The 20,050-nt window shown below is 38.2% G+C and carries 22 protein-coding genes; 9 read left to right on the forward strand and 13 right to left on the reverse strand.

Annotation, left to right across the window (positions count from 1 at the left end):
* Window positions 1–10 precede the first annotated feature (10 nt).
* Both kdsA and ACY2A0_RS17305 read left to right on the forward strand, forming a co-directional pair.
* Window positions 11–823 (forward strand): 3-deoxy-8-phosphooctulonate synthase, encoded by an 813-nt coding sequence (kdsA, locus tag ACY2A0_RS17300; RefSeq protein ID WP_461790631.1) that lies wholly within the window; start codon window positions 11–13, stop codon window positions 821–823.
* A 7-nt stretch (window positions 824–830) separates the two neighbouring features.
* On the forward strand, window positions 831–1,550 hold the full coding sequence (locus ACY2A0_RS17305; protein WP_461790632.1) for a YqjF family protein: 720 nt from the start codon (window positions 831–833) through the stop codon (window positions 1,548–1,550).
* On the opposite strand, the gene ACY2A0_RS17310 is transcribed toward ACY2A0_RS17305, so the two are convergent.
* The 3 genes from ACY2A0_RS17310 to ACY2A0_RS17320 form a co-directional block, all read right to left on the reverse strand.
* Entirely contained in the window at window positions 1,547–1,963 is a 417-nt protein-coding gene (locus tag ACY2A0_RS17310) for a DUF6526 family protein (RefSeq protein WP_461790633.1), read from the reverse strand. The two genes, ACY2A0_RS17305 and ACY2A0_RS17310, sit on opposite strands and share 4 nt — an antisense overlap.
* A complete protein-coding gene (locus ACY2A0_RS17315; protein WP_461790634.1) occupies window positions 1,963–3,855 on the reverse strand; it encodes an OmpA family protein in 1,893 nt (630 codons plus the stop codon). Before ACY2A0_RS17315 ends, ACY2A0_RS17310 begins: the two co-directional genes overlap by 1 nt.
* Before the next feature lie 82 nt (window positions 3,856–3,937).
* Window positions 3,938–4,561, reverse strand: a complete 624-nt coding sequence (locus tag ACY2A0_RS17320) for a 7-carboxy-7-deazaguanine synthase QueE (protein WP_461790635.1) — start codon at window positions 4,559–4,561, stop codon at window positions 3,938–3,940.
* Window positions 4,562–4,639: 78 nt separating this feature from the next.
* Here ACY2A0_RS17320 and ACY2A0_RS17325 point away from each other — a divergent pair, with 78 nt between their 5' ends.
* Entirely contained in the window at window positions 4,640–4,969 is a 330-nt protein-coding gene (locus ACY2A0_RS17325) for a Rieske (2Fe-2S) protein (protein ID WP_461790636.1), read from the forward strand.
* Here ACY2A0_RS17325 and ACY2A0_RS17330 read toward each other — a convergent pair.
* The 9 genes from ACY2A0_RS17330 to ACY2A0_RS17370 all read right to left on the reverse strand — a co-directional run bounded on the left by ACY2A0_RS17330 (window position 4,962) and on the right by ACY2A0_RS17370 (window position 12,900).
* The gene (locus ACY2A0_RS17330; RefSeq protein WP_461790637.1) at window positions 4,962–5,381 is read right to left on the reverse strand and encodes a PIN domain-containing protein; all 420 of its coding nucleotides are present in this window, start codon (window positions 5,379–5,381) and stop codon (window positions 4,962–4,964) included. The two genes, ACY2A0_RS17325 and ACY2A0_RS17330, sit on opposite strands and share 8 nt — an antisense overlap.
* A gap of 1 nt (window position 5,382) precedes the next feature.
* Window positions 5,383–5,649, reverse strand: a complete 267-nt coding sequence (locus tag ACY2A0_RS17335) for a DUF6364 family protein (protein WP_461790638.1) — start codon at window positions 5,647–5,649, stop codon at window positions 5,383–5,385.
* Between the two features lie 155 nt (window positions 5,650–5,804).
* Window positions 5,805–6,683: a bifunctional 5,10-methylenetetrahydrofolate dehydrogenase/5,10-methenyltetrahydrofolate cyclohydrolase gene (locus ACY2A0_RS17340; RefSeq protein ID WP_461790639.1), complete on the reverse strand. Its 879-nt coding sequence runs from the start codon at window positions 6,681–6,683 to the stop codon at window positions 5,805–5,807.
* 84 nt (window positions 6,684–6,767) lie between these two features.
* The gene (lepA, locus tag ACY2A0_RS17345; protein WP_461790640.1) at window positions 6,768–8,555 is read right to left on the reverse strand and encodes a translation elongation factor 4; all 1,788 of its coding nucleotides are present in this window, start codon (window positions 8,553–8,555) and stop codon (window positions 6,768–6,770) included.
* Window positions 8,556–8,748: 193 nt separating this feature from the next.
* Window positions 8,749–9,180, reverse strand: coding sequence for a hypothetical protein (locus tag ACY2A0_RS17350; RefSeq protein ID WP_461790641.1), 432 nt, complete (start codon window positions 9,178–9,180; stop codon window positions 8,749–8,751).
* Window positions 9,181–9,921 carry a copper homeostasis protein CutC gene (locus ACY2A0_RS17355; RefSeq protein ID WP_461790642.1) on the reverse strand — a complete coding sequence of 247 codons (741 nt, stop codon included), beginning with the start codon at window positions 9,919–9,921 and terminating at the stop codon, window positions 9,181–9,183.
* On the reverse strand, window positions 9,921–10,937 hold the full coding sequence (locus tag ACY2A0_RS17360; protein ID WP_461790643.1) for a N(4)-(beta-N-acetylglucosaminyl)-L-asparaginase: 1,017 nt from the start codon (window positions 10,935–10,937) through the stop codon (window positions 9,921–9,923). Before ACY2A0_RS17360 ends, ACY2A0_RS17355 begins: the two co-directional genes overlap by 1 nt.
* Window positions 10,938–10,943: 6 nt before the next feature.
* Window positions 10,944–11,741, reverse strand: a complete 798-nt coding sequence (locus ACY2A0_RS17365) for a nitrilase family protein (RefSeq protein WP_461790644.1) — start codon at window positions 11,739–11,741, stop codon at window positions 10,944–10,946.
* A 13-nt stretch (window positions 11,742–11,754) separates the two neighbouring features.
* Window positions 11,755–12,900, reverse strand: coding sequence for a methionine aminotransferase (locus ACY2A0_RS17370; protein ID WP_461790645.1), 1,146 nt, complete (start codon window positions 12,898–12,900; stop codon window positions 11,755–11,757).
* A 130-nt stretch (window positions 12,901–13,030) separates the two neighbouring features.
* On the opposite strand from ACY2A0_RS17370, the gene ACY2A0_RS17375 reads away from it, so the two are divergent.
* The 6 genes from ACY2A0_RS17375 (at window position 13,031) to ACY2A0_RS17400 (ending at window position 17,448) form a co-directional block, all read left to right on the forward strand.
* The gene (locus ACY2A0_RS17375; protein ID WP_461790646.1) at window positions 13,031–13,801 is read left to right on the forward strand and encodes a queuosine precursor transporter; all 771 of its coding nucleotides are present in this window, start codon (window positions 13,031–13,033) and stop codon (window positions 13,799–13,801) included.
* Window positions 13,802–13,805: 4 nt separating this feature from the next.
* Window positions 13,806–14,153: a hypothetical protein gene (locus ACY2A0_RS17380; protein ID WP_113634968.1), complete on the forward strand. Its 348-nt coding sequence runs from the start codon at window positions 13,806–13,808 to the stop codon at window positions 14,151–14,153.
* Window positions 14,154–14,266: 113 nt separating this feature from the next.
* Window positions 14,267–14,956, forward strand: coding sequence for a DUF421 domain-containing protein (locus ACY2A0_RS17385; protein ID WP_461790647.1), 690 nt, complete (start codon window positions 14,267–14,269; stop codon window positions 14,954–14,956).
* A gap of 77 nt (window positions 14,957–15,033) precedes the next feature.
* A complete protein-coding gene (locus ACY2A0_RS17390; RefSeq protein WP_461790648.1) occupies window positions 15,034–15,429 on the forward strand; it encodes a BLUF domain-containing protein in 396 nt (131 codons plus the stop codon).
* A gap of 119 nt (window positions 15,430–15,548) precedes the next feature.
* The gene (locus ACY2A0_RS17395) at window positions 15,549–16,766 is read left to right on the forward strand and encodes a sterol desaturase family protein (RefSeq protein ID WP_461790649.1); all 1,218 of its coding nucleotides are present in this window, start codon (window positions 15,549–15,551) and stop codon (window positions 16,764–16,766) included.
* 85 nt (window positions 16,767–16,851) lie between these two features.
* A complete protein-coding gene (locus tag ACY2A0_RS17400; RefSeq protein ID WP_461791718.1) occupies window positions 16,852–17,448 on the forward strand; it encodes a lysoplasmalogenase in 597 nt (198 codons plus the stop codon).
* Between the two features lie 115 nt (window positions 17,449–17,563).
* Here the strand turns inward: ACY2A0_RS17400 and pbpC are convergent, their stop codons facing one another.
* Entirely contained in the window at window positions 17,564–19,936 is a 2,373-nt protein-coding gene (pbpC, locus tag ACY2A0_RS17405) for a penicillin-binding protein 1C (protein ID WP_461790651.1), read from the reverse strand.
* Between the last annotated feature and the right edge of the window lie 114 nt (window positions 19,937–20,050).

A 20,050-nucleotide genomic window follows, 5' to 3' on the forward strand; every position in this document is an offset into this window, starting at 1 on the left:
ACTTGATAAAATGATAAACTACTTAGATAAATTAAAACATACTGATAGCAACAATTTCTTTTTAATGGCTGGCCCCTGTGCTATAGAAGGGGAAGATATCGCACTTCGTATTGCGGAGAAAATTGTGACAATAACTGATAAATTAAACATTCCATATATTTTCAAAGGCTCGTATCGTAAAGCAAACAGAAGTAAAGGAAGTTCATTTACAGGCATTGGCGACGAAAAGGCGCTAAAAATATTAGAAAAAGTGGGTAAAGAATTTAATGTACCTACAGTAACCGATATACATGAAAGTGGCGAGGCCGCAATGGCTGCTGCTTATGTAGATGTACTTCAAATTCCAGCATTTTTATGCCGTCAAACTGATCTTTTGCTTGCAGCAGCGGAAACTGGAAAAGTAGTAAACGTAAAAAAAGGCCAGTTTTTGTCAGCAGGATCAATGAAATTTGCAGTAGAGAAAATCCAAGATGCTGGAAATAACAAAGTGATTTTAACGGATAGAGGAAATACGTTCGGTTACCAGGATCTGATTGTAGACTATCGCGGTTTACCAGAAATGCAGAGCTTTGGTGTACCAGTTGTGATGGATTGTACACATTCCTTGCAACAACCTAATCAAAGCAGTGGTGTAACAGGAGGTAAGCCTGAGTTGATTACTACTATCGCTAAGGCCGCAATAGCCGTAGGTGCTGATGGCTTATTTATTGAGACCCATCCAGATCCAGCTAATGCAAAATCAGATGGTGCCAACATGTTGAATCTGGCTTTGCTGGAAGAATTGCTGGTCAAGTTAGTTAGGGTTAGACAAGCAGTTATTTAACGAAAATATGTCAAAGGGTATTTTTTTATCTGCACAATGGCGTAAGTTAGCATTAGCCAATTATGAGATTGATAAAGAAATCTTACTTAAATATTTACCTCCATTTACAGAATTAGATGATTGGAACGGAAGGTTCTATGTGAGTTTGGTGGGTTTTATGTTCATGGATACCAAACTGAGGGGTTTTGGTATCCCATTTCATGTTAATTTTGAAGAGGTAAATTTAAGGTTCTACGTTAAGTTTAAAGAGGGGACGATTTGGAAAAGAGGGGTTGTTTTTATCAAAGAAATTGTTCCCAAGCCAGCAATTACCTTTGTAGCTAATACGGTTTATAAAGAAAAATACCAAACTTTACCAATGAAGCATACTTGGCAGCATACTGAAGAAGCTTTATCAGTTGCATACTATTGGAAGCTTAGGAATTGGAATAAATTCGCAGTAATTGCAAGTTCAGTTTGTAAGGATATGGGTGTTGGAAGTGAAGAAGAGTTTATAACCGAACATTTTTGGGGCTATACCAAATTAGCTCCTAACTTAACCTCAGAGTATCAAGTTGAGCATCCTAGATGGCAAACTTATCAAGTAAGGGAATACGACATAGATGTAGATTTTGAGGCCAACTACGGAGAAGATTTTGCCATGCTGAACCATCAAACTCTTTCTTCTGTGATGCTAGCAGAAGGATCTGCAATTAATGTGCTGAAAGGCAGTAAGATTAGATTTTAAATTCTATAATTATCTGCTCTCCAATTTTTAATAAGCATTTTAATTTCTTTAGGACTTAGCTTTTCCTGTAAAGTTTGATCCGTTAAGGCTACAAATTCTTCGTCACTAGCAAATCTCAATGCTAAAATTTGTCCCATCCTCAATTCAGTAGGTAATGCCTTTCCCGTAAGCATGAAATAGCGTAACCTTTCTTCAGCTCTTGCTGCTCTATCCTGAACTCTTAATGAAAAATATCTCGCAAAAAATAATGCAACTATTAATAGAAGAAAACCAATAACCATTAAACCATGAGTAAAATCTTTATGCGCTAAAAAGAGATATACTGAACAACAAAATGCTAAAAACGTAACAGGTACCGCTAGAAAATGGTACGCTGGGTTAAATCTGATATGATTTTTGTAGTTCTGCTCCATTATATGTTGATGATTAAAAATTCAGTTCTTCTGTTTCTTTGTCTGCCGTCATCACTTGCATTGTCAAAAGCGGGCTTTTCTTCGCCGTAACCTTTGTAGGTCAATTGCTTTTTGTTGATGCCGTTGCTAATCAGGTAATCATATACTGCTTTAGCTCTGTTTTCAGACAACTTCTGATTCGCTTTGTTATCGCCGACATCATCAGTATGTCCTTGTATCTCAATGATTAAGTTAGGATTATTTTTTAAAACATCAGTCAAAATGTTAAGCTCAACCAAGGATGCAGGTAGTAATTCTGATTTATTCGTGTCGAAGAACACATTGTTGAGCTGAACTTTGCCACCAATTTTGAATTTTTTTAATAAAATTTCTAATTCAAAAGGTTTATTGGCATCAGTAGGTTTGATATCAAAGTGTTTGGAGTATAACGAGTAACCTTCTGCAAAAACGTTGAATGCATAATTTTCATTGGCAGGCATTACGGCCATAAAATCTCCGGTTACTTTATCGGTGATCTCATTGTAAGCGGCAAGTTTGTTGCGCAAGTTAATAACCAAAACAGAAGCTTCCAAAGGCATTTTAGTGTCGTTATCTTTTACAATGCCTTTAACGTACGTAATAGGCTCTGGTTTAAATGCTTCCGGCAACTTGAATCTATAAATATCTACATCTCCAAAACCTCCATCTAAATCCGACGAAAATAAACCTTCTTGTCCATCTGCACTAACAACGAAACCGAATTCATCGTTAAAGGTATTAATAGGATAACCCAAATTGATTGGCTTTGAAAAAGAGCCGTCGGCTTGCAATTTACTCATGAAGATATCTTTTTGTCCCAATCCTGGCCAACCATCTGAAGAAAAGTACAACGTTTTCCCATCGGGATGAATAAAAGGTGTAGCTTCATCGTAGGGTGTATTTACATTTGGTCCTAAGTTCGTTGGCGTTGTCCAGTAACCTTCTTCATCCATTACCGATTTCCAAATATCGTATCCGCCGAAACCACCTGGTCTGTTACTCAAAAAGTATAAAGTACTGCCGTCTGCACTTATTGCGGGTTGAGATTCCCACTCTCCGGTATTAATAGTTTGCCCCAAATTTATAGGTTTGCTCCAATCATTTCCTTCTCTTCGGCAAACATAAATGTCGCATCTTCCCAAACCGTCGGGTCTATTGCAGCCAGTAAAGAACAAGTATCTTCCATCAGGAGATAGCGATTGCGCTCCCTCGTTAAAGTTCACAGTATTAATGTTGTCGCTTAACGATTTAGCTTTTTCCCAATCTCCATTTTTCTTCACGGAAGTATAGAAATCTTCATTGCCTTTAATGTTTCTAGTAAAGATGATGGTTTGGCCATCTGCCGTTAATGCAGGGAAATAATCGCGGTACTCACTGTTGACGAAAAAACCCATATTAAACGGTTGGTAAGGAACAGGATTTTTAATAGCATTGATCGAAAAATCGCAATCTATAACGTATTTTTTTGCTTTATCAATGAATTTTTGATCAACGTTGTTAGCGTTGTAAATAAAATGCTGAAAGTTTTCTTTAGCTTCTTTATAGTCGCCGGTTTGTAACTCAGTTTCTCCGAGGATAAAGTAGGTATTTGGGCTTTCTGGAGGTGCAGCTTTAATCGCTAATCTGTAATTTTCTTTAGCTTTCTGTAGATTTCTCAAACGTTTGTAGATATCTCCGAGTTGCAAATAAGCTCGTTGAAATTTAGGATCAGCTTTTATCGCATCATTCAGATTCTTAATGGCTTCATCGAAAATATTCTGTCTTACAAACTGTTGTGCATCTTCATAGCTTGTTTGCGCTTTTTTAACGTTAGACTGCCCAAATGCTATTACGCTAAACAGCAACGTGAAAATTAGAAGAAAGTATCTGCACATAATCAATGGTTAATAAATCTGTAAACGGAATAAATCCGAGTAGCAATTTACAAACAATTAATCAATTAACCGATGAGCAAAATTACGGGATATTTAAAAATTTATGAGTTTGCAAAGAAATTTCCCATTTCGGGTTAGCCATCACATAATCCACAATTAGCGGTGTAACGGTTTTGGCTTTCGACCACTCTGGCTGTAGGTAAAGTTTGCAGTTTGGACCCACCATTTCCGCATATTTCTCTGCCCATTCAAAATCACTTTTATTGAAAACGATCACTTTTAACTCATTGGCAAAAGGAGCGATATCTGGTCTGGGCGCTTTAAATTTTTTGGGAGATAAACAGATCCAATCCCAAGAACCAGAAAGGGGATAGGCACCAGAAGTTTCAATAAACGTAAGTATTCCTTTTTCCTGTAAGGATTTTGTTAGATAGTCTAAATTATAAATCAATGGTTCGCCTCCAGTTACCACAACTGCTTTCCCGGGGAAAGTATTTGCTTTGGCTACTATATCGTCAGCAAGGGTTAAGGCGTGTAACTCCGCATCCCAGCTTTCTTTCACATCGCACCAATGACAACCTACATCACAGCCGCCGAGCCTAATAAAATAAGCAGCTTTGCCGGTGTTGTAACCTTCGCCCTGTATCGTATAAAATTCTTCCATTAAAGGAAGTAAAGTGCCGTCTTCTGGAATATGATGTGCCATAAATTAAGGATGCAAAGGTAAGTAATTATGCTACAATCTACTAATATCTGTATCTTGTCAAAGTAATTTTAGAGTGATATGAAATGGTTTAAATTGGATACGAATTTGCCTGAGCAGGATTTTATTAACGTGGTTAAGGTAAATGGAAAGAAAATTTGCTTGATCAGAAACCAAGGGAAGCTACATGCTATACAAAACAGGTGCCCTCACGCAGGTGGAATGTTAAGTAATGGTTGGTGTAAAAATGGCAATATTGTTTGTCCTATACATCGATACGAATATGACTTGGAAACGGGGAGAGGTGCCGCTACCCAAAGAGATTATATTGAAATTTATCCCATAGAAGAGAGGAATGATGGCATTTACATTGCTATGAAAGATAGTTTTTGGAAGAGATTATTCAGCTAAGCAGGTAATCCGAAAAGAAACGTTCGCAGGAAAGTACTTCTATTTCTGAAAAGTGAAAATCTTCAGTATCTTCAGTAATGATGTACCTGCATTTAACCGATTTTGCAGCGTAGTATTCCAATCCATCTTCAAAATCATTGATTTTTTTGTTAGAAATAGTATCGATTACTCCGCTAGCAGTATTGTCGGCAATTCTGATGTATTCGCAAAGCGTGGCAATCTTTTGTTTTGCTAAGGATTTGTTTTTCTTCTCCGCAAAATAGAAAGCAATTGCCAAGCACATAGGAGAGGTGTAAACTTCAAATTTAGGGTGGCTCGCTAAACTTAATATTCTTGAAGAATAATTAAATAACGGGAATTCTTTGTTTAGTACTGAAATTAAAACATTGGCATCCAGAAAAATCCGTATCATTTTACTTGGACTTTTTGGCGTTAAAAAATTCGTCTTTTAAATCTTTTCTGGGTGTTTTTGGAGTTCTTTTGTATTCTACCTCACCTTCAGCAACTTTACTTACCCATTCACTTATCGGAAAATCTTCTAATGATTTATATTGTGTAGAGGTAACTTGGGTTAATAAAAATTCTATTAAACGAGATAAACTAATGTTGTTTGCAGCAGCGTATTTCTTTGCTTTTTCAACTACATTTTGGTCAAAACTCAATGTTAATTTAGTATCCATTTTTACCTCCGTTTATAATTTAACATCACAAAGTTAAATATCTTACGTAAGATAAAAAATAGTTATACGTGTTTTATTCCTGTAACGAGTAAGGAATTTATAAATAGATAACCACTTGAATATGTATAAAGTGTCTAGGTGGTGAATGATATTGATTAGTAAATCTCTTTTCTAGCCGATGCTAAAGTATTCTTCAACAATCCAACGATAGTCATTAATCCAACGCCTCCTGGAACAGGGGTGATGAACGAAGACTTAGGAGCTACATTATCGAAATCCACATCGCCGTAAAGCTTAAATCCAGATTTAGTTTCCGTTGAGGTTTCTCTGTTGATACCCACGTCAATCACAATAGCGCCGGGCTTCACCATATCAGCAGTGATAAAATTCTTTTTGCCAATAGCTGCAATGATAATATCAGCTTGCAATACTTGCTCTTTTAGATCTTTGGTTTTGCTATGGGTTAGCGTAACGGTACAATTCCCAGGGTTCGCGTTGCGAGCCATTAAAACGCTCATTGGGCTGCCCACAATGTTACTACGTCCAACAACAACACAGTGCATTCCAGTAGTATCAATGTTATATGCCTGTAGCATCAGCAAAATTCCGTAAGGTGTTGCTGGAATATAGCAAGGTAAGTTACGCATCATCCTGCCTAAATTAATAGGATGGAAGCCATCTACATCTTTTTTAGGATCAATGGCTTCGGTCACTTTTTCAGGATCAATATGCTTTGGCAAAGGCAACTGAACAATCAATCCATCTACATCTGCATCTGCATTAATTTCTCTTACTTTTTCTAAAAGCTCTGCCTCGGTAACGGAATTATCATAACGATATAGCGATGATTTAAAGCCTACTTTTTCGCAGTTTTTCATCTTGCTGGCAACGTAAGTTTCGCTACCACCATCGTTACCAACTAAAATGGCAACCAAGTGAGGTTTTCTGCCACTATCAGCAGTAAATTTAGCCGCTTCTTCCGCTATTTCAACTTTAACTTTTTCTGATACGTATTTTCCGTCGAGTAATTGCATTTGTATAAAGTATCTGGTAGCAAGTATCGAGTATCTAGATAGGGCAATTTGTCTTGCTACTTGATACTCAACCCTTGATACTAATTAATCTAATTTTAAAACTGCCATGAAAGCACTTTGAGGTATTTCAACGTTACCTACTTGGCGCATACGTTTTTTACCTTTTTTCTGCTTCTCTAATAATTTACGCTTACGTGAAATATCACCACCATAACATTTAGCGGTTACATCTTTACGTAAAGCACTAATGGTTTCGCGGGCAATAACTTTAGCACCGATTGAAGCTTGTATTTTGATCTCAAACTGTTGGCGAGGCAACAACTCTTTCAGCTTTTCACAAATCTTTTTGCCAAAATCGTAAGCATTTGAACGGTGAATAAGTGATGATAACGCATCTACAGGCTCTTCGTTCAATAACATATCCAATCTTACCAAGTCAGACTTCCGATAACCAATAGGATGGTAGTCGAAAGAAGCATAACCTTTAGAAATCGTTTTCAACTTATCGTAGAAATCAAATACAATTTCGCCCATTGGCATTTCAAAAATCAATTCAACTCTATCCGCAGTTAAATACGATTGATTAACAATGATACCACGCTTTTGAATACATAAGCTCAACACCGGACCAACAAATTCAGCTTTGGTAATGATGTTCGCCTTGATAAAAGGTTCTTCTACGTAATCCAGTTTACTTGGATCGGGTAAATCAGAAGGGTTGTTTACGATAATTAAATCGCCTTTGGTGCCATACGCATTATAAGACACGTTGGGTACCGTAGTGATTACAGTCATATCGAACTCACGCTCCAAACGTTCCTGGATAATCTCCATGTGAAGCATTCCCAAGAAACCGCAACGGAAACCGAAGCCAAGCGCCGCAGAACTTTCAGGTTCAAAAACTATGGAAGCATCGTTCAGCTGCAACTTGTGCATTGCCTCTCTAAGTTCCTCGTAATCTTCTGTATCAACAGGATAAATACCAGCAAATACCATTGGTTTTACTTCTTCAAAACCTTGTATGCCTTCTTTAGAGCCGTTTTCCACTGTAGTAATCGTATCACCTACTTTTACTTCACGGGCTTCTTTAATTCCAGATATAATATAACCTACATCTCCAGTTTTTACCACGCTACGAGGTGCCATATCCAATTTCAGGATACCAACTTCATCGGCAATATACTGCCTTTCTGTATTGATAAACCTTACTTTATCACCTTTTTTTATCTCGCCGTTTACCACTTTGTAGTAGGCAATGATTCCTCTAAAAGAGTTAAAGACGCTATCGAAAATTAAGGCTTGCAAAGGTGCTTGCGGATCACCAACTGGTGCTGGAACACGCTCAACAATTGCCGCTAAAATATCGGGAATTCCCATTCCGGTTTTACCCGAAGCAGGGATAATATCTTCTCTCTTACATCCAATTAAATCAATAATTTGATCTTTAACTTCCTCTGGCATAGCACCCGGTAAGTCCATTTTATTTAAAATTGGAATAATTTCCAAATCGTGCTCTAAAGCCAAATAAAGGTTGGAAATGGTTTGAGCCTGAATGCCTTGCGAAGCATCTACAATTAATAGTGCGCCCTCACAAGCAGCAATGGAACGAGAAACTTCATAGGAGAAATCCACGTGGCCCGGCGTATCAATCAAGTTGAAAACATACTCCTGTCCATCCAATTTATAGTTCATTTGTATGGCATGACTTTTAATAGTAATGCCCCGCTCACGCTCCAAATCCATGTTGTCCAATAATTGCGCTTGCGCTTCACGCTGCGAAATGGTATTGGTATATTCTAGTAAACGGTCGGCCAAAGTGCTCTTACCGTGGTCAATATGTGCAATTATGCAGAAGTTACGTATATTCTTCATCTTCGCTGCAAAGATAGCGTTTTTAAGCAAATTTAATTATAGTAAATTCTCGGATCAGAAAAGCAGTTTCCGGAGCTTTTCGGTATCGAAAGTCCGGCTATACACTTCAATTCCCGATTGAAATCGGGAGATTTTCGTTGCTATCCGGTTTATTTTACATCATCCTGTGCTACTAGCTAAAAGAAATCTAGTGCTAATCAACTAACTTCATCCTTGAAAACGGAAAACCGTTACAGCCTTTCTTCGGATTTTTCCTGTCAGCTGCCGCGGTTTGCGCTGCTTCCTGTTCGTTTTTCGCTTGATAAGCAGTTAAACAAAAACCCCATATCCAAGGCTGCATGCCTTCAAATTTCATAAAATCAATACGGGTATACTTATTTTCATCCGAACGATGACCGCTTCCATTTTTAGCAATAACGTATTGTTCAGCAACATTCCATTTAATAATGTGATATTTAATATTTGGATGCTGAACCCAAAGCGTATCATTGATGGTATATTTAATTCCGTAGTCGTCAACAAAATTCCCTTTTAAAAAACTTGAAGGTGTATTTTGACTGAAGCAATGAAAGCTACTAACGGTAAATAAAAAAGTAGTGAATAAAATTATACTTAAGTTTTTCATTTATAATTTTTTAAGTATTTCAATCAGTTGTTTTACTTTAAATGAATCTGTTTGCTCGTGATTAAATTCATCTAATGTATGATCACTCATTTTACCGTGGTTATTTTTAAATTGCATTTCACTTTTCGCTGGAGCTTTTGCCGTAGTATGGAAGCACTTTGCGTAGGTGATTGCTGCTATTTCTGCAATGTTTTCGGCATTTACACCAGCTCCGGGCATAATTTCGATTCTGTTTTTTGCTTGCGCAACCAGACTAGCAATTTGCTTCGCTCCAGAGTAAGCACTTGCTTTACCGCCAGAAGTTAATACTCTCACAAAGCTCAAGCTAATTAAATCCTCTAAAGATTTGGTTAAATCATTTGTCATGTCAAAAGCTCTATGGAATGCTACCGGCATTGGTTGGGCTGCAGCAATTAGCTTGGCACAGCGTTCTTTGTCGATACCTCCATTAGCTAGAAGTATACCAGTAACTATACCATCACAACCAGCTTCTTTACAAAAGGTTATATCATTTAATATGACTTCAAATTCAGCGTCAGTATATAGAAAATCTCCACCTCTCGGACGGATTAATGGCCAAACAGGAATTGTTAAATTATCAACGCACCATTTAATTTGTCCGTAACTTGGAGTCGTACCACCTTCGGAAAGATTGGTGCAGAGCTCAATGCGATGTGCACCGGCTTGCTCCGCTACAATTGCAGAGGTTACTGAATTAGCACAGATTTCCAGTTGATACATTAGTAGTAGCTTTTACCTTTGATCACTAAGTCTTGCTTGTTAGTATCGCAAACAGCATAAGTAAAACCTTGTTGTATGGCATAAGCACCATATTCGCCCTTTTTGTTGAGCGCTAAGAAACCTACCTGCAAATTCTTCGTGCTTTCTTTCTTCTTTTTAATGATGCGCATTACTGCTTCTTTGCAAGCCGCTTCTGGAGAATAACCTTGTCGCATTAGTTCTACAACTAAAAATGAGCCAACGTTACGCACTACTTCCTCGCCAACGCCAGTTGCTGTAGCTGCACCAACTTCATTATCAACGTAAAGTCCTGCGCCAATAATAGGGCTATCACCAATACGCCCGTGCAGCTTATAGGCCATTCCACTAGTAGTACAAGCTCCGGATAAGTTGCCAGCTTTATCTAAAGCTAACATTCCAATAGTATCATGATTGTACTGATTACCCGGGAGTTTTTCGGGTGCAGCCTTATCGTAAAGTTTGTTTTCAATGTTGCTTATGGGTTCATACTTCGACGTTTTTAGCCATTCTTTCCAAGCTTTTTGACTGCTTTCGGTGAGTAGATTTTCTCTTTTAAAACCCTGTTCCAAAGCAAACTGCAGTGCACCATCTCCAGCAAGCATTACGTGAGGAGTTTTTTCCATCACCAAACGTGCTACGGCTATAGGATGCTTGATTTGCTCTAAAGCAAGTACAGCACCACAATTGCCCAAATGATCCATGATACAAGCATCAAGCGTTACAATGCCATCTCTGTCGGGTAGTCCGCCGTAGCCCACCGACTGATTTTTGATATCCGCTTCTGGTACTTTTACGCCAGCTTCAACTGCGTCTAGGGCTTTACCATTATTCGATAATATCTTCCAGGCGTCAGCATTGGCGGCAACACCGAAATCCCAGGTAGAAATTACAATGGGTTGGTTAACATTGTTGCTTGCAGCTAAGGTATTTTTACTGATTGCCATTAGTGCACCAGATAAGGCGGTATCGCGAATAAATTTCCTACGGTTATACATTGCTGATCAATTAACTTCAAAGTCATCAGCATCTTTCAAAAACGGGAATTGTCTTCTTACTTTTTCCAGTTCCGCGTAGTTGATGCTAAACGTGTAAAGATCTTCATCTTCGGGTTTGTAATACACCGTATTGCCTAGCGGATCAATACACATCGAATGACCGCTGTGATAAATTTGATTGCCATCATGCCCAACTCTGTTTACGCCAATCACGTAGCTTTGATTTTCGATCGCTCTAGCGTGGATAAGTGTACGCCAATGCGACGAACGTCTGTCTGGCCAGCTAGCTACAAGTAAAAGGATGTCGTAAGCACCTTTTTTATTGCGTAGCCACACAGGAAATCTTAAGTCGTAGCAAATTGCCAGCCTTATTTTCCAACCTTTTAACTCTACCGTAACAGGCTCTTTTCCTGCTGAGAAATATTTGTCTTCTTCACCTAAACCAAATAAGTGATGTTTGTCGTAATACTCATACGTGCCATCGGGTTTTACCCAAACCATTCTATTGTAGCAATGTCCATTTTCCTTAATCATCAAACTACCAGTAACAACACAATCGAAATTAACGGCAGTTTTCTTGATCCATTGCATCGTTTTTCCGTCCATTTCTTCCGCTAATTCCGTACGCATGGAAAAACCTGTATTGAACATTTCGGGCAGTACAATTAAATCCGTTTTTTCCCTAACGCCACCTGAAAGGCGCAAGGTTATATTCTGTAAATTCTTCTCAATGTTTTCCCAAAATAGATAGGCCTGAAATACGGTGATTTTCAGGTTTTGAATGTGAAGGTAATGTGGTTCCATGAGCGAATTTTTATCAACTTAAAGTTATTAATTTTTTTACTGCTTTTTCTAAGGTAGCATCTTCTTTAGCAAAGCATAGGCGTAAAATTTGATCATCTTTTCCTTTGGTATAAAAGGCAGATAGGGGAATGGTAGCTACTCCAAACTCCGTAACGAGTCTTTTCGCAAAGTCTACGTCTTTCTCATCACTGATTTTGCTATAGCTTACGCATTGAAAATAAGACCCTTTACAAGGTAGTAGCTCAAGTTTTGTTTGTTGAAGTAACTGTCGCAACAAATCCCTTTTCTTTTGAAAAAATAAGGGCAGTTCTTGATAAACATCGGCAGATTTTAAATAATTAGCGATTCCTGCTTGCATAGGTGTATTAACGCTGAAAACATTAAATTGGTGTACTTTCCTAAATTCAGCCATGAGTTTAGCCGGTGCTAGACAGTAACCAACCTTCCAACCAGTAGCATGCAGTAATTTTCCAAAAGAGGCGATGATGAAACTTCGTTCAGCTAACTCCGGATAAAGCGCCACACTTTGGTGCTTTTCACCGTCAAAAATGATGTGTTCATAAACTTCATCACTCAAAATTAGAATGTCCGTATCCTTAGTAAGTTTGATTAAAGCTTCAATATCTTCTCTCTGCAATATACTTCCGCTTGGATTGTGGGGCGAGTTGATGATGATCATTTTAGTGTTCGCTGTGAACAGTTTTTTCACCATTTCCCAGTCGATTTTATAATCCGGTGCTTGAAGCTCGAAGGGCTTCACTAAACCACCTAATAATTTGATTGCAGGTGCATAGCAATCGTAAGCAGGCTCAAATATAATAACCTCATCTCCAGCATTTATAAAGGTGTTGATGGCCGTAAAAATTGCTTGTGTACCACCAGCGGTGATGGTAATTTCGGTATCTGGATTGTAGGAGGCTTGATAAAAACGCTCCATTTTATCCGCTATTAACTCTCTCAGTGACAATAACCCTGGCATTGGTGCGTACTGATTAAAGCCGTCTTTCATAGACTGCTGAATGTCAGCAATTAACTTTTTGTCGACAGGATAGTCCGGAAATCCTTGTGAAAGGTTGATTGCCTGATGATCTTCAGCCATTTTGGACATTACTGAAAATATGGTTGTACCAACCGTTGGTAATTTAGAGTTAATGATCATTTGCTACGAAAATAACAATTTATCGTATTGCATTAGTTAAATATGTCGATATAAAGTGGATGAAATAGATGGTGTAATAAAAATCGATAAGTCACTTGTCGATAATTATTTTTTGCTATTTTAGTTGGCTATGACATTTAAGACCAAAGAGAGCAGATTGTTATTGATATTGGGTGCATTTTTTGTTGCCAACACGTTGATATCAGAGTTTATTGGCGTAAAGATATTTTCTGTAGAGGGCGTGTTGGGCATTAAGAAGTTTGATATTACTTTATTTGGAGTTCCGCATAACTCCATGAATATGTCTGCAGGTGTACTTACCTGGCCTATTGTCTTTATCATGACGGATATTATTAACGAATATTTTGGAGTTAAACAGGTCCGTTTTCTATCTGTGTTAACTGCAATTTTAATTGCATTTGCTTTTTTAGTTTTATGGATGGCTATTAAACTGCAGCCTTCAGATTTTTGGTTGACACAAGAAGTTGATGGTCAGCAATTGAATATGCCGAGGGCCTTTAACGCTATTTTCGGTCAAGGTATGTGGATTATTGTTGGTTCAATTACAGCGTTTCTTATTGGTCAAATGGTTGATGTGTTGATATTCCATAAAATCAAGAAATTTACCGGTGAGAAGGCACTTTGGTTACGAGCTACTGGTTCCACTTTGGTTTCGCAGTTGATAGACAGTTTCGTTGTAATCTTCATAGCGTTTTACCTTAATCCAGCTTATCATTGGAGTTGGCAAATGGTTGCTGCCATTGGTTTGGTAGGTTATACGTACAAGTTTATTGTAGCATTGCTGATGACGCCAATTTTGTACGTAGTGCATACCATCATCGACAGATATTTAGGTAAAGATTTAGCGCACCGCATGATCAAGCTAGCAGCAAGGGGATAGTTTAATGCAGGAGAAAACCATATTAGCTTTAAATTTTATCAGAAATGTAGTTGCTAAGCTACCTGATACCCTCGAGAAAATATGTTTTGATACTCCCGCTTTTTACGCTGGTAAGAATATTTTCGCTAGGTTAAAAGAAGACGAAGAAAATTTGGTGATTTATACTGAAGAGCGGGAAAAATGGATAAATATCTCTCCCGATACTTTCTTCATCACACCTCATTATCAAAACTACAAGTACATGTTGGTTAATTTGGATTTGGTGGAACCAATAATCTTAGAAGAACTACTCATCACTGCTTGGAAAAAACGCACTACCAAAACCTTATTAAAACGATATTTATCTCAATAAAGCAGCTTTAAGAGACTTCTTTTATCATAGAGCTCGTAAATACTACTTAGCTATCGCATTCGGGTTTAAACAAATCTTTAGCTTCTGCGTTTATACCAAAAACGAAGCGTGCTATGAACGATGACATAAAGCAGTTCTTACTTGGTGGCGAAGGGTGGATTTTCATCCCCGAAATTATTCTACGAACCTTCATTATGTATGCCGTTATACTAATTGGCTTACGTGTTTTAGGTAAACGAGGAGTAAAGCAACTTTCTGTATTTGAGCTGGTAGTAATTATAGGGTTGGGTTCAGCAGCTGGTGATCCAATGTTTTATAAGGAAGTGGGCGTTTTGAACGCGATTATTGTTTTTACAGTGGTGGTATTGGCCTACAAATTTACCTCACACTTAGTTAGCACTAACAAAAAAATAGAGATATTATTAGAAGGTGCTTGTACCTGCCTTATTGAGCATGGTAAATTTACACTCGACAGTTTTAAAAAAGAATCTCTAGCACAGGATGAGTTTTTTGCTGAGTTGAGATTAAAGGGAGTTTCTCATTTAGGGCAGGTTAAACTTGCAATCTTAGAAACTTCTGGTAGTATAAGTCTATTTTATTATCCAGATGATGAGGTAAAGTATGGATTGCCAGTTTTACCAGCCTTATTCGGTAACAAAAAACAAGAGATTAAATACAATGATTACTATTCTTGTAACTTTTGCGGGAATACTGAGTTAATAGCGCCAACAAAAAATCACGTTTGTAAGTGTTGCAATAGAAATGTTTGGGTAAAGTCTATTAATGTCATAAGAGTTACGTAATACAACAATATTGTTTAAAGTAGCGTTATTTAATCAAATAATTGCAGTAACTTGCGGCTTTAAATGTATTGGGGTTTATGGTGTTTTATTTGTTGTATTACGGGATAGAGAGCTTTAAATTTAAGCAGAAAGATTTTGAGGAGCTGTTAGAGCAAGCAAGGGCCCGTAATGAGAAACTGAATATTACTGGGAAGTTGATTTACTGTGAGGGAACATTTATTCAAGTGTTGGAGGGTAATGAAGCGGACGTAAAAGATGTTTACTCTTCAATTATACAGGATTCTAGAATGGTGGCTACCAAATTAGTTACTACCGGAAATGTTGAATCTAGGCATTTTGGCGGATGGAGTATGGATTTTAAAGAGATTTCGTTGAATACGATCAATGACTTTGAGAACTGTACACATCCCGATGTTTCGGATTACATTAACAGTGCGCCAGCAATAAAATTGTTAAAACTATTAACTAAGTAAATGTTCTGTTGGAAGTTGTTCGGTAGGAACTTTATTTCCTTTACCATAAACTTTTAATTTCAGGTTATAATTTCCTATTTATTGCGTTTGAAATCTTTAATTTAGTTATAAATTAGAGTATGAAAACCAATTATATTGCCCTGTCGGTGCCTATCTTTTTTATTTTAATAGGGATAGAACTTGCATATACCTTTTATAAAAAACTCAATTATTATCGATTAAATGATTCCATTGCTAATTTGAGTCAGGGTATAGGTTCTCAATTGGTGGGGCTTTTCATGAAATCTGTGCTTTTTGTTGGTTACATGTACATTTTTGAGCATTGGCGACTTTTTGAAATCCCCAATACGATTTGGACTTGGATTATTCTTTTTATCGGTGTGGATTTCTTTTATTACTGGTTTCATCGAATGAGCCACCAGATTAATGCACTTTGGGCAGCTCACATCGTTCATCATCAATCCGAAGAATATAATTTAACTGTAGCGTTGCGACAGTCGTGGATTCAAGGTTGGTTTTCGTGGGTTTTTTATTTGCCTTTGGCGCTCATCGGGTTTGACCCAATTATGTTTTTAACGCTGAGCTCTTTCAATACGCTTTACCAATTTTGGATTCATACGCGTACCATAAAAAGCATGGGTTTTTTGGAGTATATCCTCAACACGCCTTCGCATCATCGGGTACATCATGGTTCAAATCCTAAATATATTGATAAAAATCATGCAGGTACGCTAATCATTTGGGACCGACTTTTTGGTACTTTCCAGAAGGAAGAAGAAGAAGTATATTACGGAATCACCAAGCCTTTGGCGAGTTGGAATCCAGTTTGGGCCAACTTGCATTACTGGAAAGATTTGATTGAAACTGCTAAAAAGTCTGAGCGCTTTCACGATAAGATCAAAGTATTTGTTAAACCTCCGGGGTGGTTTCCAGAGCAATTGGGAGGTTTTCAGGCTGCTCCGGAAATAGATGCGCTAAATTATAAGAAGTTTCATACCGAAAGTAATCTTGTAGCAATGGGTTATGCCATACTTTTGTTTTTGCTGGCCTTAGGTTTGGGATCTTACCAGCTTTTCTATTTCGATAAGCTACAGTTGAATGCCGCTATTTTGATTGCTACGTTAGTTATTTCGAGTTTGCTTACCTGTGGCGCATTGCTGGAAAAAAAGCGTTGGTTTGTAGGAGCGGAGATACTAAGGTTTTTGCTAGGGTTTGCCACTATCTACACCTTATACCATCAAAGTTTAAATGCGATGTATTTGGGAATTGCATTGGTCCTACACGTAGGCATGCTTGTTTATTTCTTTTTCATCAAAGCTAGCTATAGAAATGTTTAATAAATATCCACAATTCAGTTTTGCATTTGCTATTATATTTTTTGCGGATCTAATCGCCACCACGAATGATTTTATTAGCGTTAGGATGATCACGAAACCGCTAATTACCATTTCTTTGATGTTGTTTCTTTACTTCATCATTAAACGTTCAAGCAGGTTTACGAACAAAGTAATTATCGGTTTGCTTTTTTCTTTGATTGGAGATATAGCATTAATGTTTACTTCAAACGATAATGTTTTTTTCATGCTGGGGTTGGGAGCTTTTTTAATCGCACATATCTTTTATATTGCTGCTTTTTACTTAGATAGTACCAATAAAATTGAAGTCCATCGCCGTTATATATTGCCAATTTTTATGGTTTTTGGCTTCTATTGCTTTTCTTATTATTTTATACTTAGTCCGTATTTAGGCGAGTTGAGCCTACCGGTTTTGTTCTATTCTATCACTATTGCTTTGATGGGAATTACTGCTGCACTGAGGTATGGTAAAACTAATTTCAAGAGCTTTTCGTGGATTTTAACTGGCGCTGTTTTATTTATCATCTCTGATTCCATATTAGCATATAATAAGTTTGTAGAGCCACTGGAAATTGGTGATATTCTAATCATGTCGACCTATATGCTAGCGCAATTTTTTATTGCAATGGGTACCGCAGAGCGGAAGTATGTGAAGAAGAATTAGGGGTTAGGTGTTAGGTATTAGTGGTTAGTGGTAAGGTATTAGGTGTTAGTCGAACAGTTTAAACAATTAACCCAACCGATTAACCGATTAAACAGTTAACCAATTTCACCAAGAATTATCTTTCGTTATCTTTATCTAGCACAGTAAACGACTGAACTAGTCTTTCGCCGTTTTGGTCAATCAGCGTGAGCACATGCTTACCGGGTTGTGGACTTAAAGCCATTTGATGATAGCCTTTACTTGAACCGACATAGGTTTCATCAATATGCCAGTGAATGGTAGCGCCGTGATTGCGATGGGCAGCATTGAAAATCACTTTTCCTCGGTTTCCATCAATCTCTAATGGAATATATACAGCGGCATTGGGCTTCGGATAAATCATCTCCATCACTTGTGTTGTGCTGTTATCGCAGCCGGACATAAAAGGAGGGACCGGTCTGTAGCTTGCATTTTTGGTTTGGTAGTAGTATTCGATGGTTGGCGGCAATACGAACCAACTTTGATGCTTCATTTGAGCTACGCTGTAACATTGGTTGCTCACCTGATATTGTTCAGTTGCATCTAAATGAATCATTTTATGGTAGGGACAAAGGGAAGTTTTTTCGCCCATAGGTGATACCCATTGTGTTATTTTATCGGTACAAACAGCCGAGGCTTTATAACCACTTTGCTTGCAAACCAACATTTGTTTTAGTTTACTTTTAGGCATGGCAAACCATTTTGAAGTAGGTAGCAACCTAAAAATATCAAACATTAAGGGCGCTGCTGCTTCTATTCCTGTTAATCCCGGTCGGCCTTCACCATCAGCATTACCTACCCATAAGCAAACCACAAAGTTTGGTGTTAAGCCAACCGACCATGCATCGCGGAAGCCAAAACTGGTGCCCGTTTTCCAAGCTATGCGTTGCGACGACGAAAATTGTTGCCAAAGTCCTTCATCACCGGGGCGCATTACTTCTTCCATCGCATTAAATGTAGCCCAAATTGATCCGTGATCTATTAACGAAGTAGGTTCAATGATTTCCTTATCTTGCTTCTTATCTTTTACGTAATAGGCAGGGGCGTAATCGGCGCTGTTGTATTTCCCTTGGTAGTTGTTGTAATGATTTAAAGTGCGGGCCATTCCTAAATACGCATTGCATAAATCCCACATGGTTACTTCGCTTCCACCAAGAATTAGCGAAAGGCCATAATGATCAGCAGGTTGGTTTAAGGTAGAGAAGTGGAATTTCTTAAGCTTGTCATAAAAGCGTTCGTACTTGTATTGCTGCAGCATTTTTACCGCTGGTATATTAAGCGATCTGCTTAACGCTCTGTCGGCTGGGATAGCGCCATCATAACCCAAATCGAAGTTCATTGGCGTATAACCACCAATTTGAGTGGGCACATCTGGAATGAGTGTTTGTGGTAAAATGAAACCATCGTTCAGCATGCTGGCGTAAAGCAAAGGCTTTAAGGTACTTCCCGGACTTCTTCTGGCACTGATCATATCTACGTGACTTTCCATTTCACGTTGTTGGGGCAGGTAACAATTACCGATGTAAGCTGCTACGCTACCATCTTTTACGTTGAGTACCAATGCAGCTAAGTTATTGATGCCGTTGGCTGCAAATTTTTGGTGGTATTGACTGATCATGCCGTTCAGTTCTTTTTGCAAATGCCCATCAATGGTTGAAGTAATCCTAGTACTAGCCACATCCAGCTGTTTCGCTTCAGCTTTAAATCTATTCAGCAAATGTGGTGCGTTTTGTGGCAGTGCCATAGGCGTAGTTGGAATGGGCTCGGCTTTAGCTAGCTGTGCTGTAGGCCGATCAATGATGTTGGCCGACACCAATTTATCCAGCAAGTTATTACGTTTGATGATGAGTTTTACCGCATTTTTGCCCGGATGTACCAAAGAAGGACTGTTGGGTAGTACGGCTAAAGTGGCCATTTCTCCCCACGAAAGATTGTTTGCAGGTCGGCCGTAATAACGCCAGCTGGCAGCTTCCAAACCCACCACATTACTACCAAATGGAGCGTTGGCGGCATATAGTTCTAATATTTCCTTCTTGGAATAAGCAACTTCTAAACGCATTGCCAGTAACATTTCGATAGCTTTTTGAAAGATATTCCGGTTCTTTTTGCGAGAAAGCCTAATCACTTGCATACTCAAGGTACTTGCGCCACTGGTTACCGTTTTTGCCTGCAAATTAGCCTTAATTGCTCGTCCTAAGGCCAAAATATCCACACCAAAGTGCTGATAAAAACGCTTGTCTTCAAAAGTTAGGATGCACTTTTCAAACTTCTCTGGAACGTTATCTGCCACTGGGAATCTCCACTGTCCGTCACTAGCAATAGCTGCGCTTAATAATTCTCCATTGCTGGCTTCAATTACGTAAGAGGTAGGGGTGATGAATAGCGGCCGAGGTAAGGAAAACCAAAAACAAAGCAATGCCACTAAAAATAGGGCATCGGTATAAATGATTTTTCTGATTTGCTTATTCATTTCGTTGGTTTGTCCGAGCTGGATTCAATGGCTGTCTCTTACTTGCTATTGCCTGATATTCTTGCTAATCAACTAATTGTTCAATTTTAACGGTAACAATTTCTCCAATCTTTT

The organism is Pedobacter sp. (assembly GCF_965249885.1).
Classification (GTDB): Bacteria; Bacteroidota; Bacteroidia; order Sphingobacteriales; family Sphingobacteriaceae; genus Pedobacter.

Bases quoted from the DNA above. Each gene is read 5' to 3' on its own strand.
- ACY2A0_RS17320 (WP_461790635.1), bottom strand. From the start codon at position 4,561: ATGGCACATCATATTCCAGAAGACGGCACTTTACTTCCTTTAATGGAA.
- ACY2A0_RS17350 (WP_461790641.1), bottom strand. From the start codon at position 9,180: ATGAAAAACTTAAGTATAATTTTATTCACTACTTTTTTATTTACCGTT.
- ACY2A0_RS17360 (WP_461790643.1), bottom strand. From the start codon at position 10,937: ATGTATAACCGTAGGAAATTTATTCGCGATACCGCCTTATCTGGTGCA.
- ACY2A0_RS17365 (WP_461790644.1), bottom strand. From the start codon at position 11,741: ATGGAACCACATTACCTTCACATTCAAAACCTGAAAATCACCGTATTT.
- ACY2A0_RS17355 (WP_461790642.1), bottom strand. From the start codon at position 9,921: ATGTATCAACTGGAAATCTGTGCTAATTCAGTAACCTCTGCAATTGTA.
- lepA (WP_461790640.1), bottom strand. From the start codon at position 8,555: ATGAAGAATATACGTAACTTCTGCATAATTGCACATATTGACCACGGT.
- ACY2A0_RS17315 (WP_461790634.1), bottom strand. From the start codon at position 3,855: ATGTGCAGATACTTTCTTCTAATTTTCACGTTGCTGTTTAGCGTAATA.
- ACY2A0_RS17390 (WP_461790648.1), top strand. From the start codon at position 15,034: ATGGTGTTTTATTTGTTGTATTACGGGATAGAGAGCTTTAAATTTAAG.
- pbpC (WP_461790651.1), bottom strand. From the start codon at position 19,936: ATGAATAAGCAAATCAGAAAAATCATTTATACCGATGCCCTATTTTTA.
- ACY2A0_RS17400 (WP_461791718.1), top strand. From the start codon at position 16,852: ATGATCACGAAACCGCTAATTACCATTTCTTTGATGTTGTTTCTTTAC.
- ACY2A0_RS17325 (WP_461790636.1), top strand. From the start codon at position 4,640: ATGAAATGGTTTAAATTGGATACGAATTTGCCTGAGCAGGATTTTATT.
- ACY2A0_RS17305 (WP_461790632.1), top strand. From the start codon at position 831: ATGTCAAAGGGTATTTTTTTATCTGCACAATGGCGTAAGTTAGCATTA.
- ACY2A0_RS17340 (WP_461790639.1), bottom strand. From the start codon at position 6,683: ATGCAATTACTCGACGGAAAATACGTATCAGAAAAAGTTAAAGTTGAA.
- ACY2A0_RS17310 (WP_461790633.1), bottom strand. From the start codon at position 1,963: ATGGAGCAGAACTACAAAAATCATATCAGATTTAACCCAGCGTACCAT.
- ACY2A0_RS17380 (WP_113634968.1), top strand. From the start codon at position 13,806: ATGCAGGAGAAAACCATATTAGCTTTAAATTTTATCAGAAATGTAGTT.
- ACY2A0_RS17395 (WP_461790649.1), top strand. From the start codon at position 15,549: ATGAAAACCAATTATATTGCCCTGTCGGTGCCTATCTTTTTTATTTTA.
- ACY2A0_RS17335 (WP_461790638.1), bottom strand. From the start codon at position 5,649: ATGGATACTAAATTAACATTGAGTTTTGACCAAAATGTAGTTGAAAAA.
- kdsA (WP_461790631.1), top strand. From the start codon at position 11: ATGATAAACTACTTAGATAAATTAAAACATACTGATAGCAACAATTTC.
- ACY2A0_RS17385 (WP_461790647.1), top strand. From the start codon at position 14,267: ATGAACGATGACATAAAGCAGTTCTTACTTGGTGGCGAAGGGTGGATT.
- ACY2A0_RS17370 (WP_461790645.1), bottom strand. From the start codon at position 12,900: ATGATCATTAACTCTAAATTACCAACGGTTGGTACAACCATATTTTCA.
- ACY2A0_RS17375 (WP_461790646.1), top strand. From the start codon at position 13,031: ATGACATTTAAGACCAAAGAGAGCAGATTGTTATTGATATTGGGTGCA.
- ACY2A0_RS17330 (WP_461790637.1), bottom strand. From the start codon at position 5,381: ATGATACGGATTTTTCTGGATGCCAATGTTTTAATTTCAGTACTAAAC.